This is a genomic window from Streptomyces griseofuscus, assembly GCF_014673495.1.
Classification (GTDB): Bacteria; Actinomycetota; Actinomycetes; order Streptomycetales; family Streptomycetaceae; genus Streptomyces; species Streptomyces murinus.
The window spans coordinates 475,646-488,670 of record NZ_CP051006.1 but is presented as its reverse complement, the minus strand read 5'-3'; the positions used below and the strand labels follow the sequence as shown (position 1 = coordinate 488,670).

The window sequence follows — 13,025 nt, the reverse complement described above, 5'->3', positions numbered from 1 at the left end:
TCGGCGTTCGGGGCCCGGCGGCCGGTCGCGGTGCCGGGGACCGCGGGGCCCGTCGCCGACCTCGCGGATCCGGTCCGGCACGGCCGGGAGCCCCGTACGTGTGCCGAGGGCCGCGACGGGAGAGTCGGCGGTACGACGCGCTGCCCGTGCGGGAACACGGACTGCTCCGGCGAGCCGAACCGGTCCGGGCGCCGGACTCCGGAAGGTGCACATCGGCCCGCTCGGCACGCCTGTCGGCGGGCGTCTCCCGAGGCCGCTGGCCGCGCTCCCGGCCGGCGTCGGCGAGCCCGGCGACCCACGCGACCCCGTCGTCCACGACATTCCACACCCCGGCCAGGGTGGCGCCGGGAGTGAGGACCCGGGCGATCTCAGGGCCCGCCACCGTCAGGCCGGACCAGTGCATGGCGTCCCCGGCCACCACGGCGGCCACGGACCCGTCCGGAGGAAGCGGAATCTCCTCCGCGCCGCCCTCCGGCGGACGGACCCCCGGCACCCCGGGGCCCGCGCGTGGTCGGGACGACGCCCGGTGTGGGCGACCGCGGCGACGCCGGGCCGCCCGGGACACCGAACGGGTGGATCACAGCGCCGAGGTCGTGCCCTCCCCGGAGGCGCTGCCCGCGAGCCACTGGGTCCAGTCCAGGTTGAAGTCCGCGTAGCCGTTGTCGGGATCCGCCTTGGCACGGGACGAGCCGGTGATGGTGACCGGGTCGCCCTGCTTGACCTGGCCGTAGAACCACTTGGCGTCCGACAGGGACAGGTGCACGCAGCCGTGCGAGCCACGCGCGCTGCCGCCGCCCGGGGTGGGGTCGCCGGTCGAGTAGTGGACGTACGTACCGCTCTGGGTCAGGTGCACGTCCCAGGGCAGCGTCAGGTCGTAGTAGTTGGGGCTGCCCTTGTCGCAGCTGATACCGACGCTACAGGAGGTCATATGGACCTTCTCCTGCTTGTCGATCACGGCCATGATGCCGTTCCACGTCGGGTACTGGGGGCTGCCCGCGTTGATGGACAGGGTGCGCACCAGCTTGCCGTCGCGGGTCACCTTCATGGTGTGGCCGGTGACCGAGACATCCGCGCGGACGTCGTCGCCGATCGTGAAGGTGTGCGTGTAGTCGTGCACGCCGTAACGTCCGGCGCCGTTGCTGACGCCCTCCATGTCGGCGTCGATCTTCACCTTCGTGCCGGAGGGCCAGAAGGTCTTCGGCCGCCAGTCGGCGCGCTTGTCGCCGAACCAGTGCCAGGCGCCCGCCACCGGCTGCGAGGTGCTGACCTTCATGTGCTTCTCCACCGTGGCCCGTGCCTTGGCCGCCACGGGGTCGGTGAAGACCACCGAGATCGGCATGGCCACGCCCACCGTGGTGCCGCTCTGCGGGGTGATCGTGTCCAGCAGCATCGGCGGGCCCGCGGGCTTCGTCGGCGAAGGGGAGGCGCTCGGGGCCGACTTGCCCGGCGCCTTCGCGTCACTGCCGACCGTGTCGGAGCCACTGCCGCCGCAGGCGCTCGCACCCATCAGCACGGCACCCGTGACCAGTGCGATCCCTATGCTGCCCTTGCGCCGTCCCACTGACTACCCCGCTCTCTAGTACCTTCGGCCCTGACGGGCCCGACTCCCTGGCAGACAAGGAGAAGGCGGACCTCAGTTGCGTGTCCCGCGCAAAGAGTGTCCCAAACTCCTGTGCGTCGCCGGACAGGGGAACCGGTCCCGGCGCTGTCCTCGTCGACCCGCCGATCCCTGCCCCGCGCCGCGGCGCGCCAACCACGCCCGCGCACAGGGACGTTGGGCCCTATCGCCGGGCCGTGCCTGCCGGGAAAGTGTATCCGTCAACGAAAACAGGACCTGGGCATGCCAGAGGGGACCAGAACCGCGCTCGCCGTGTCGGCAGGCATCGACACGCACACCAGGCGGGCGCGCGCTCTCGCGTCCCCGCGCATCCTGACCGGGTTCGTCTTCCTGTGGGCGTTCCTCGACAAGACCTTCGGCCTCGGGTACGCCACGGCGTCCGGCAATGCCTGGATCGACGGGATGTCCCCGACGCCGCCCCGAGGCCGACCGCGCCGCCCGAATATCGGCGAACCCCCCACACGGACAGGGCCATTCAGGAACCCTGTCGGACCATGAACGGACATGTGAGCGAATCGGTTCCGAGCGGTGAGGTCGGGACCCTTCTCCGGGTTCTGGACGGTCAGCGGCGCCACGTCCTCGGCATCCTCGACGGGCTCGACCCGAAGGACCTGCGACGCCCGGTGCTGCCGTCCGGCTGGCACTGCCTCGGGATGGTCCAGCACCTCACGCTGGACGTGGAGCGGTTCTGGTTCCGCGCGGTCGTCGCCGGGGACGAGACGGTCGTCCGGAACCTGACGAGCGGTGACGAGGCATGGCGGGTGGCCCCGGACACGCCGGCCGCCGATGTGCTCGAACGGTACCGGCGGGAGGCGGAACGCGCCGACGCCGTCATCACCGCCACCCCCGCCGACGCCCCGCCTGCCTGGTGGCCCCGCGATCTCTTCGGCGAACCGCACCTGCACACCCTGCGCGACGTCCTGCTGCACGTCATCACCGAGACCGCGTGCCACGCCGGCCATCTCGACGCGGCCCGTGAACTCCTCGACGGCCGCCGGTGGCTGGTCCTCACCTGAGGATCCCGGCCCGGCCTTCGGCATGAAATCGAACACGGGCGGCCGGTCCACGACGCGTGTTGGCTTGATCATGTACGGGGGGCGACGCGGTGATCGTCTTGTGCGGCCCGCCGCGTCCCGCCCCGCCCTCCGCGACGGTGGCGCAATACCATCCATCGACCCGATAAACCGCGTTCAATTTTTTATCACCGCTTCGGAGTAAGCGCGTCAGCATTCCGCAGACACGGCCTGACCGGCCATTACGGTCCTCTGCGTGGGCGGGTCCCCGAGATCCTCCCCTTCGCCGTTCCTCCCTTTCGCGGTCGGCGCCCCCGTGCGCGTCGACCGCCCTGTCACGCAAGGAGAGGCCCACCCCGATGACCGTCGACAGCAGCCCGGAGCCCCGGACCGTATCGGCCGCACCGCAGCAGTCCCTGAGCACCGCCGCCGCCCGCAACCTCGCCACCACCACCAAGTCCGCCCCGCAGATGCAGGAGATCACCTCCCGCTGGTTGCTGCGGATGCTCCCCTGGGTCGAGACCAAGGGCGGCGCCTACCGGGTCAACCGGCGGCTGCGCCACACCCTGGGCGACGGACGCATCGAGTTCGTCCAAGAGGGCGCCACGGTCCGGGTGATCCCCCGCGAACTCGGTGAACTGGCCCTGCTGCGGGGCTTCGATGACCTCGACGCCCTCACCGCCCTCGCCGACCGCTGCACCCAGCGCGACTTCGCCGCCGGCGAGGTCCTCGTCGAACGCGGTACGCCCGCCGACCGCATCCATATGATCGCCCACGGCCGGGTCAGCCAGACCGGCCACGGCCAGTACGGCGCGGAAGTCGCCCTCGCGGTCCTCGCGGACGGCGAGCACTTCGGCGAGGAAGCCCTCCTGGACGGCGACTCCCGCCACGCCTACACGGCCACCGCCCAGACCTCCGGCACCCTCCTCACTCTCTCCCGGGCCGACTTCGCCGCCGTACACGACTCGGCGCCGAGCCTGCGGACCCACATCGAGCGGTTCAGCTCCACCACCCGCAAACGGCAGAACAAGTACGGCGAGGCCGAGATCGCCATGTCGGCCGGTCACGTCGGCGAGGCCGAACTGCCGCACACCTTCGTCGACTACGAGCTGAACCCGCGCGAGTACGAGCTCTCCGTCGCGCAGACCATCCTGCGCGTCCACACCCGGGTCGCCGACCTCTACAACGGGCCGATGAACCAGACCGAGGAGCAACTCCGGCTCACGGTCGAGGCGTTGCGGGAGCGCCAGGAGCACGAGCTCATCAACAACCCCGAGTTCGGGCTGCTGCACAACGCGGACTTCAAGCAGCGCATCCAGCCGCACTCCGGGCCGCCGACCCCGGACGACATGGACGAACTGCTCACCCGCCGTCGCGGCACCAAGTTCTTCCTCGCCCACCCGAGGACGATCGCCGCGATCGGCCGCGGCTTCACCGCCTGCGGTCTGTACCCGGACCATGTCGACGTCGGCGGACAGACCGTCCCGGCCTGGCGCGGCGTCCCGATCCTGCCCTGCAACAAGATCCCGATCAGCGAGGAGCAGACCAGCTCCATCATCGCTATGCGCACGGGCGAGGAGAACCAGGGCGTCATCGGCCTGTGGCAGACGGGCCTGATGGAGGAGCACGAGCCGGGCCTGTCGGTGCGCTTCATGGGCATCAACGAGCAGGCGGTCACCTCCTACCTCGTCAGCACGTACTACTCCGCCGCGGTCCTCGTCCCCGACGCGCTCGGCGTGCTGGAGAACGTGCACATCGCCCGCAGGCGGGACTGAACGCGTACATCGCCCGCAGGCGGAACCGGGCGGGACCAGAGGAACCGTTTCGCGGCGGAGGCCGCCGACCCCGCCCGACGCAGCAAGAGTTCGCCCTCCGCCGCCGCAGCAAGGAGTCGCAGATGCCCGCTCCCGGGCCCCTCGGACCAACCGCCCCCGCACCGCAGCAGCCCACGCCCTCGATCCAGCAGGCCGTCTCCGCCGCCACGGAACCGGTCACACGGCCCGCCCCCGTCCTCGCCGCCGACCCCGGCCTCCGGCGGATCCTCGGCGGACCGACCGGCCTGGGCACGTCCTCACTCTCCCTGGCCCGCGCTCTCAAACCGCCGACCTCGGACTTACGCCCGGCAGCGGCACCGGACCCGGACCCGGCACCCGAAGCGGACCAGGTACTCCCTGTCTCCTCCGCCGAAGGCCCGGTCGTCCCCGGCCTCTACCACCACCCCGTCCCGGAGCCCGACCCCGCCCGTGTCGAGGAGGTGAGCCGCCGGATCAAGCGCTGGGCCGAGGACGAGGTCCAGCTCTACCCCGAGGAGTGGGAGGGCCAGTTCGACGGCTTCTCCGTCGGGCGCTACATGGTCGCCTGCCACCCCGACGCCCCCAGCATCGACCATCTGATGCTCGCCACCCGGCTGATGGTCGCGGAGAACGCCGTCGACGACTGCTACTGCGAGGACCACGGCGGCTCGCCCGTCGGCCTCGGCGGCCGCATCCTCCTCGCGCACACCACGCTCGACCACCTCCACACCACACCGGAGTACGCCCCGGCGTGGGAGGAGTCGCTCGGCTCCGACGCCCCGCGGCGGGCGTACCGCAGCGCGATGGACTACTTCGTCCGCGCCGCCACGCCCTCCCAGTCCGACCGCTACCGGCACGACATGGCCCGGCTGCACATGGGCTACCTGGCCGAGGCCGCGTGGGCGCAGACCGAGTACGTGCCCGAGGTGTGGGAGTACCTGGCGATGCGCCAGTTCAACAACTTCCGCCCCTGCCCGACCATCACCGACACCGTCGGCGGCTACGAACTGCCGGCCGATCTGCACGCGCTGCCGAAGATGCAGCGGGCCATCGCCCTCGCCGGCAACGCGGCCACCATCGTCAACGACCTCTACTCCTACACCAAGGAACTCGACAGCCCCGGCCTGCATCTGAACCTGCCGGTGGTGATCGCGCAGCGCGAGCAACTCTCCGAACGCGAGGCCTACTTGAAGGCCGTCGAGGTCCACAACCAGCTCATGCACGCCTTCGAGGCCGCCGCGGCCGAGGTCGCGGCCGAGTGCCCCCTGCCCAGCGTGCTGCGCTTCCTCAAAGGCGTGGCCACCTGGGTCGACGGCAACCACGACTGGCACCGCACCAACACCTACCGCTACAGCCTGCCCGACTTCTGGTAAAGAACGGATATTCCTGTGACCACGGAAACGACCCCCGCCCTCTCCGCGAAGATCCCGGCCCCGGCGACCCCCTACCAGGAGGACATCGCCCGGTACTGGAACAACGAGGCGCGGCCGGTGAACCTGCGCCTCGGTGACGTGGACGGCCTCTACCACCACCACTACGGCATCGGCGCCGTCGACCACGCCGCGCTCGGCGACCCGGAGCACCGCGAGTACGAGAAGAAGCTCATCGCCGAGCTGCACCGGCTGGAGTCCGCCCAGGCGGAGCTGCTCCTGGACCACCTCGGTGCCATCACGAGCGACGACACCCTCGTGGACGCCGGCTGCGGGCGCGGCGGCTCCATGGTGATGGCCCACCGCCGCTTCGGCTGCCGGGTGCAGGGCGTCACCCTGTCAAAGACGCAGGCCGAGTTCGGCAACGGGCGCGCGCGGGACCTCCGTATCCAGGACCATGTCCGCTCCCACGTCTGCAACATGCTGGACACCCCCTTCGAGAAGGGCAGCGTCGCCGCCTCGTGGAACAACGAGTCCACGATGTACGTCGACCTGCACGACCTGTTCGCCGAGCACTCCCGCATCCTGAAGGTGGGCGGGCGCTATGTGACGATCACCGGCTGCTGGAACCCGCGTTACGGCCAGCCGTCCAAGTGGGTCTCCCAGATCAACGCCCACTTCGAGTGCAACATCCACTCCCGCCGTGAGTACCTGCGCGCCATGGCCGACAACCGGCTCGTGCCCCAGACGATCATCGACCTGACCCCCGACACGCTGCCCTACTGGGAGCTGCGGGCCACCTCCTCCCTGGTCACCGGCATCGAGGAGGCCTTCATCGAGTCCTACCGCGACGGCTCCTTCCAGTACGTCCTGATCGCCGCCGACCGCGTCTGAGCCCCGGTCGGCTCCGCAGCCGACAAAGCGGTCAGGGACCCGCCCTGACCGCACTGCTCAGGACGTCGCATCCCGCCACGGAGGCGGGGCGGTGCAACCGGCGCGACCACTGGAGTGTCGTAGACGGCATGATCAACGCATCCGCCCACCGCTCCCTGGCCGCCCCCGCACTCGTCCCACGACATCCGCACGACGGCCCCGGCCACCCCGAGGACTACCGTTGAGCACCGGTACCAGTGGGGGAGGGGTCGTCATCGACCGGGTGGAAATCAACGGCGTAGAAGCGGACAGCGACGAGCTGAAGCTGCTCGCGCGGGCCAACTACGCGCATTTCACGTCCATGCAGGCACGCAACCAAGCCGTCCGCGGCCTGGACCTGCATCTGAAGCGGCTCGACGACAGCACCGGGGAGCTGTTCGGCACCGCTCTGGACCCCGATCGCGTACGAGCCTGCCTGCGCCATGCCCTCCAAGCCTCCCCGGACGCGGTGACCGCCCGGGTGACCGTCTTCAGCCGCCATCAGGACGCCGTCCTGCGCGGCGAGCACAGGGAGCCGGACCTGGCCGTGACGACGACCGCGCCCCTGGATGCGCGGACCTCACCGGTACGGCTGCGGACGACGACGTACGAGCGGGACCTTCCCCACGTCAAGCACGCCGGCACCTTCGGACTCAGCCACCACCGTCGCCGTGCGGTCCTGGACGGCTACGACGACGTCCTGTTCACCGACCGCGACGGCCGTATCAGCGAGGCCTCGATCTCCAACATCGCCTTCTTCACCGGCGACCACGTCATCTGGCCCGAGGCCGCCGTGCTACCGGGCATCACGATGCAACTCCTCCGACGCGGCCTGGCCGCCGAGGGCATCCGATCCGAACACCGCGATCTCCGTCTCCGCGACCTCACCCCGTCCTTCACGGCCTTCCTGACGAACTCGATCTCCCCGGCCGTCCCGGTCGCGAGCATCGACGCGACAGCGCTGACCGTCGATCCCGGCATCACGGCACTGCTCGTGCAGTGCTACGAGACGAACCCCTGGCAGCCCGTCGGGTAGGACAGCGGCCCCCTCGCCGCCTTGCGCGCCGCATCTCGGGCCGTGTTTGGCAAGCTGGCCGTATGAACAGTGCTGGTGAGCCGGTGTGTGCGGCGAGGATCCTGGTCGTCGACGACGAGCCCGAGGTGCGGTACGCCGTCGAGGACGGCCTCGCGGTGGAGGGCTACGACGTCCGCGGGGCGGAGGACGGGCCCGGCGCGCTGTCCGCCGTGGCCGCGTGGGAACCCGACGCCGTGGTCCTCGACGTGATGCTGCCGGGCCTCGACGGGCTCGCGGTCTGCCGACGGCTGCGGAACCTGGGCGACCGCACCCCCGTCCTGGTCCTCACCGCCCTCGGCTCGGTACGCGAGCGGGTCGACGGCCTCGACGCGGGCGCCGACGACTACCTCGTCAAACCCTTCGCCCTGGACGAACTCGTGGCCCGCGTGCGGGCCCTGCTGCGCCGCTCCGCACCCACCGGACCCGCGGCCGGGACGGAACTGTCGTTCGCCGACCTCGTCGTGGACCCGGTCACCCGCACCGGGCGGCGCGGCGCCCGCGCCGTCGAGTTCAGCCGCACCGAGTTCTCCCTGCTGGAACTGCTGCTCCGGCACCCCGGCCAGGTGCTGCCGAGAAGCGTGATCCTGGACCGCGTGTGGGGCCGCGACTTCGGACCGGAGTCCAACTCGCTCGCCGTGTACGTCGGTTACCTGCGGCGCAAACTGGAGGCCGGGGGCGAACCCCGGCTGGTGCACACCGTGCACGGCGTCGGCTACCGGCTGGACCTGCCATGAGGGGCCTGCCCTGGCACCGGGCCGAACGCAGGGGCGGCGGGTGGCCGCGCCGCCGGCTGCGCACCCGGCTGACCCTCGCCGCCTCGGCCGCCGTCGCCGTCGTCGTGCTGGGGGTCTGCGCCGCCGCGTTCCTCGTGATCCGTCAGCAACTGCTGCACCAGCTGGACCTGCATCTGACCCAGTCCGCACGGCTGGCCGCCCAGCAGTACCGGCAGGAACCGCCGGGCGTCGTCCAGGGAGAATGCCGGTACCTCGCCGCCCCGGCCTGCACCCAACTGGTGCCCGCCCGCGCCGCGGACGATCCGGCGGACTCCTATCTGCTGCCCGTCACCGGCGCCACCCGCCAGGTGGCGGCCGGCACCCGCGGCCCCTACTACAGCGAACTCCGCCTCGCCGGCCACCGCGCCCGGATGCTGACCACTCCCCTCGGGGCGGGCCGCGCCCTCCAGGTCGCGGTGCGCGCCGACACCGTCGACCAAGGGGTACGGCAGGCCGCCGGACTGCTCGGTGCCGTCGGCGCGGCCGGTGTCGTCCTGGCCGGGGTGCTCGGCTTCTGGGTCTCCCGGACCGGCCTCGCCCCCGTCGCCCGGCTGACCGCGACCGCGGAACGCATCGCCGCCACCCGCGACGCCCGCCACCGCATCGAGCTGCCCCCGAAGCGGGCGGCCGGCGACGACGAGATCACCCGGCTCGCCGCCGCCTTCAACACCATGCTCGGGGAACTGGAGAAGTCCGTGACCGCCCAGCGCCGGCTGGTCGCCGACGCCTCCCACGAACTGCGCACCCCGCTCACCGCCCTGCGCGCCAACGCCGACCTGCTCGCCCGCTCCGACCGGCTGACCGCGGCACAGCGCGAACGGGCGGCCGGCGGGCTCGGCCGCCAGCTGCGCGAGGTCACCGTCCTCGTCAACGACCTGATCGAACTGGCCCGCGAGGAGGAGCCGGACCCGCTGGTGGAGGACGTCCGTCTGGCCTCGGTCGTCGCCCACGCGGTCGACGCGGCCCGCGACCACTGGCCGGACGTCCCCTTCCGGCTGCGGATCGCCCACGACACGGAGACCGGGACGGTGGCGGGCGTACCGGCGCGGCTGTCCCGGCTGCTGTCGAGCCTGCTCGACAACGCGGCCAAGTTCAGTCCGCCCGGCCGCCCCGTCGAGGTCACCCTGGCCCGTACCACGGGCGGCACGGTCCTGGAGATCCGCGACCACGGGCCCGGCATCGCCGCCGAGGACCTGCCCTACGTCTTCGACCGCTTCTACCGGGCCCGCACGGCCCGCGCCCTGCCCGGCTCCGGGCTCGGTCTCGCCATGGCCCGCCAGATCGCCCGCGCCCACCATGCCGATCTCACCGCGGGTCAGGCGCCCGGCGGCGGCGCGCTCTTCCGGCTGCGGATACCGGACTCCGCCGCCTCCGACGGCCTCTCACAAGTCTCTTATCCCTGAGCACCACAGTGACGGACCATGAAGGCGAGGAAGATCAGGAAGACCAGGAAGAAGGTCGTCGCGCTGAGCGGCGCCCTCGTGGTGCTCGGCGTGGTCGGCACGGCCACCGCGTTCGGCGACGGCACCGGTGACCGCCAGCACGTCGAGGTGCACGGAGGCCGGGTGACCGTGCCCGTCACCGGCGGACACACGACGGTGGACACCGCGTCCCTGGCCGTGCGCGCACAGGCCGATGACGGCCGCGGCTGGCAGCTCTCGGCGCCCGCGGCGGACGGCCTGGGCCCCGCGGGGAAGGTGTCGGTGCACGGGAGCGAGGCCACCTGGCGCTATCCGTCGACGGGTTTCACCGTGACCGCCGCCGCCCGCGACGGACGCCTCGCGGTATCGGTGCGCTCCGACCGCGACGCCACGCTGAACTGGCCGGTGACCGGCGTCGACCTGGCCACCCGGGAGATGCAGATACCGCGCGGCGAGGGCCTGTCGGTGCCGGTCGCCGACCGCTGGTGGAACTCGCAAAAGGCCGGGCTCGCCGGCAGCGAGGCGGGCCTGTCCGACGGCCTGACCATGCCGTTCTGGGGCACCAGCCTCACCGGACGGCACGGGTCGAGCTACATCGCCGAGTCCGACATCGGCAGCACGCTGACGTTCGCCTCGACCGGCGGCCGGCTGCGCACCGAGGCGCGGCACACGTTCTCGGCGCGGGAGGACACCGGCGACTACAAGATCACCTTCGCGCTCACCGACGGCTCCCCGGTGGCCGCCGCCCGCGACTACCGCGCCTGGCTGCTCAACCACGGCGGCATCACCACCCTGCGCGCGAAGATCGCCGCGAACCCCGCGGTGGGCAGGCTGGTGGGCGCCTTCCACGCCTACACCTGGGGCCAGGCACGCACCGCCGAGGGCGTGCGCCGGCTGCGGGACCTCGGCATCGACCGGATGTGGCTCGGCTACGACGCCGACGGCTCGCCCATGGACGCCAAGGCCGTCGCCCTCGCCGAACGCTCCGGCTACCTCGTGGGACCGTACGACTCCTGGGCCAACGCCCAGGACCCTGACTCGGCCGACACGCCGGTCTCGAAGTGGCCGTCCCCGGTGTGGCCGGACGCCTGTGTACGGGACGCGGACGGCAAGCCGGTCACCGGTTTCGGCGGGCGCGGCTGCTACGTCAGCTCCGAGGCGCTCCGGCGCGCCGAGCCGTCGAAGCACTATCTCGCCGACCGGGCCCGGGAGATGACCGCCAACGGAGCCGACAGCTCCTTCCTCGACGTGGACGCGGCCGGCGAACTGTTCACCGACCGGTCCCCGGCGCACCCGATGACCCAGGCGCGGGACCGACGCAACCGGCTGGAGCGCATGGCGGGGCTGTCCGGCGACCGGAAGCTGGTGCTCGGTTCGGAGAGCGCCGGTTCCTGGGCGAACGGGGTGGTGTCCTTCAGCCACGGTTCCGGCACGCCCGTCACCGACGGACTGTGGGCGCTGGAGCGGGACCGGGCCACCTGGGGCGGTTACGCGCCCGCGGGCGCGCCCGGGGTCTACTTCAAGCCCGTCCATCTGCCGGACGACATCGCCAAGGCGATGTACGACCCGAGGTACCGGGTGCCGCTGTATCAGACGGTGCTGCACGACTCGGTGATCAGCACCGAGCGCTGGGAGCTGTCCTGGTCGAAGCTGCCGGACCAGAGCCGCACCCGCGCGCTGCTGGCGATGCTGTACAACGTGCCGCTCAACCTGGTGCTCGACCAGTCCGAACTGGACCGGCACGGTGAGCAGATCGCCGCGCTGCAACGGTACTTCGAGCCGCTGCACCAGGCCGCGGCCACCCTGCCGATGACCGACTTCCGCCGTCTGACGCCGGACAGCCTGGTGCAGCGGACGACCTTCGGCGACGGCGCCCTGACCATGACCGCCAACTTCTCCACCGCGACGCACGACGGCCTGCCCGGCGGATGCGTCGACGCGGTGCTCAAGGGCGGCAAGGCCCGGCGCATGTGTCCGCCGGGTCTGTGAGCGCCGGGGTCCGCCGGACCTGTGACCCCACGGGCCCGGCGGACCGTTGTGGCTCGGCGGCTCGGCGGCTCGGCGGCTCGGCGGCTCGGCGGCTCGGCGGCTCGGGGGACAGATGCGCCGCCGGTCCGCCGGCCGGTCCGCCGGTTCGGGGCCGATCAGCAGGTGCGGAAGGTGTAGTTCGCGGAGCCGCGGACCGAGACGTCCAGGTCGCGCCGGACGATGCCGAGCTTCGGGCCGAAGTCCGCGCAGGCGCGGTCGAAGCCGCTGTCCTTGTACTCGATCACGAAGACACGGTCGGCGTACGCCTTGGCGTACGCGCCGCACTCGTTGTACTGCCCGCACTCCTCGGCGACGGCGAAGTCGAAGCCGATCTTCGTGCGGTCCGAGAGCATGTCGGCCGTGTTCTTCTGCCCGACGGCGAGACCGGCGGCGTGGGCGCGCCCTGCCAGCAGCTTCGCGAACGCCGCGTTGTCCGCCTTCGTCAGCCGACCGCCGGAACGCTCGTAGGAGTCGAGGTTGTCCGGCTCGACGGCCTGGAAGCCGCTCTTGGCACAGCCGTCGATCCACGCGCCGACGACCGCGGCGAGACGGGAGCGCTTGTCGGCCGTGGACGTGTCCAACAGCGCCTCGTCCCAGTCCTCGTCGATCACCGGACGCATGCCCTTGCCCCGCAGGACCAGATCGGGATGGTTCTTCGTCCACCAGCTCAGCGACTCGGGCTGGGCCTGGAACGCGTTCACGTAGCACACGTTGTAGAGGCCCTTGGCCGGCTTGGCGGACCGGTCGCGGGACACGGCGGTGACGCCCTTGGCCGGGGTGTACGGGCCGCCGATCTGATAGTCGAACGTGGCGTCGGCCGCGGGGAGCACCACCTTCGGCGCCGCCTTCGCGGCCGGGGTGTCCGCGAAGACGTCGGACAGCGTCAGCCCCGTCCCGAGAGCGGCGGCGACCCCGACCGCACCGGCGACGACGGTGCTTCTGCGGCGGAGGAAAGGTACAGCGGAGTGCTTCGACACACGGACTCCTGTGCAAAGTTCGTACTGACCCGCACATCCTGAGCC

At 71.7% G+C, this 13,025-nt stretch carries 10 protein-coding genes and 1 pseudogene; 9 read left to right on the top strand and 2 right to left on the bottom strand.

Going from position 1 to position 13,025, the window contains the following annotated elements; genetic code table 11:
* Positions 1 to 577: 577 nt before the first annotated feature.
* The gene (locus HEP81_RS02290; RefSeq protein ID WP_078967183.1) at positions 578 to 1,507 is read right to left on the bottom strand and encodes a L,D-transpeptidase; all 930 of its coding nucleotides are present in this window, start codon (positions 1,505 to 1,507) and stop codon (positions 578 to 580) included.
* A 333-nt stretch (positions 1,508 to 1,840) separates the two neighbouring features.
* On the opposite strand from HEP81_RS02290, the pseudogene HEP81_RS42565 reads away from it, so the two are divergent.
* The 9 genes and pseudogenes from HEP81_RS42565 to HEP81_RS02250 form a co-directional block, all read left to right on the top strand.
* Positions 1,841 to 2,032 (top strand): annotated as a pseudogene (locus tag HEP81_RS42565) (hypothetical protein); the annotation flags it as partial.
* Positions 2,033 to 2,112: 80 nt separating this feature from the next.
* Positions 2,113 to 2,634, top strand: coding sequence for a DinB family protein (locus HEP81_RS02285; protein ID WP_037652049.1), 522 nt, complete (start codon positions 2,113 to 2,115; stop codon positions 2,632 to 2,634).
* Positions 2,635 to 2,990: 356 nt separating this feature from the next.
* Complete coding sequence (locus HEP81_RS02280) at positions 2,991 to 4,406, top strand: family 2B encapsulin nanocompartment shell protein (RefSeq protein ID WP_037652050.1); 1,416 nt, start codon at positions 2,991 to 2,993, stop codon at positions 4,404 to 4,406.
* 122 nt (positions 4,407 to 4,528) lie between these two features.
* Positions 4,529 to 5,797, top strand: coding sequence for a family 2 encapsulin nanocompartment cargo protein terpene cyclase (locus HEP81_RS02275; protein ID WP_051849904.1), 1,269 nt, complete (start codon positions 4,529 to 4,531; stop codon positions 5,795 to 5,797).
* Between the two features lie 15 nt (positions 5,798 to 5,812).
* Positions 5,813 to 6,688 carry a geranyl diphosphate 2-C-methyltransferase gene (locus HEP81_RS02270; RefSeq protein WP_037652052.1) on the top strand — a complete coding sequence of 292 codons (876 nt, stop codon included), beginning with the start codon at positions 5,813 to 5,815 and terminating at the stop codon, positions 6,686 to 6,688.
* A gap of 220 nt (positions 6,689 to 6,908) precedes the next feature.
* Positions 6,909 to 7,742 carry an aminotransferase class IV family protein gene (locus HEP81_RS02265; RefSeq protein WP_207748327.1) on the top strand — a complete coding sequence of 278 codons (834 nt, stop codon included), beginning with the start codon at positions 6,909 to 6,911 and terminating at the stop codon, positions 7,740 to 7,742.
* A gap of 62 nt (positions 7,743 to 7,804) precedes the next feature.
* Positions 7,805 to 8,515: a response regulator transcription factor gene (locus HEP81_RS02260; protein ID WP_037652053.1), complete on the top strand. Its 711-nt coding sequence runs from the start codon at positions 7,805 to 7,807 to the stop codon at positions 8,513 to 8,515.
* Positions 8,512 to 9,957 carry a sensor histidine kinase gene (locus tag HEP81_RS02255; RefSeq protein ID WP_051849905.1) on the top strand — a complete coding sequence of 482 codons (1,446 nt, stop codon included), beginning with the start codon at positions 8,512 to 8,514 and terminating at the stop codon, positions 9,955 to 9,957. Before HEP81_RS02260 ends, HEP81_RS02255 begins: the two co-directional genes overlap by 4 nt.
* Positions 9,958 to 9,975: 18 nt before the next feature.
* A complete protein-coding gene (locus HEP81_RS02250; protein WP_037652055.1) occupies positions 9,976 to 11,964 on the top strand; it encodes a glycoside hydrolase in 1,989 nt (662 codons plus the stop codon).
* Between the two features lie 155 nt (positions 11,965 to 12,119).
* Here HEP81_RS02250 and HEP81_RS02245 read toward each other — a convergent pair whose 3' ends face one another.
* A complete protein-coding gene (locus tag HEP81_RS02245; RefSeq protein WP_037652057.1) occupies positions 12,120 to 12,980 on the bottom strand; it encodes an endo alpha-1,4 polygalactosaminidase in 861 nt (286 codons plus the stop codon).
* Positions 12,981 to 13,025 lie beyond the last annotated feature (45 nt).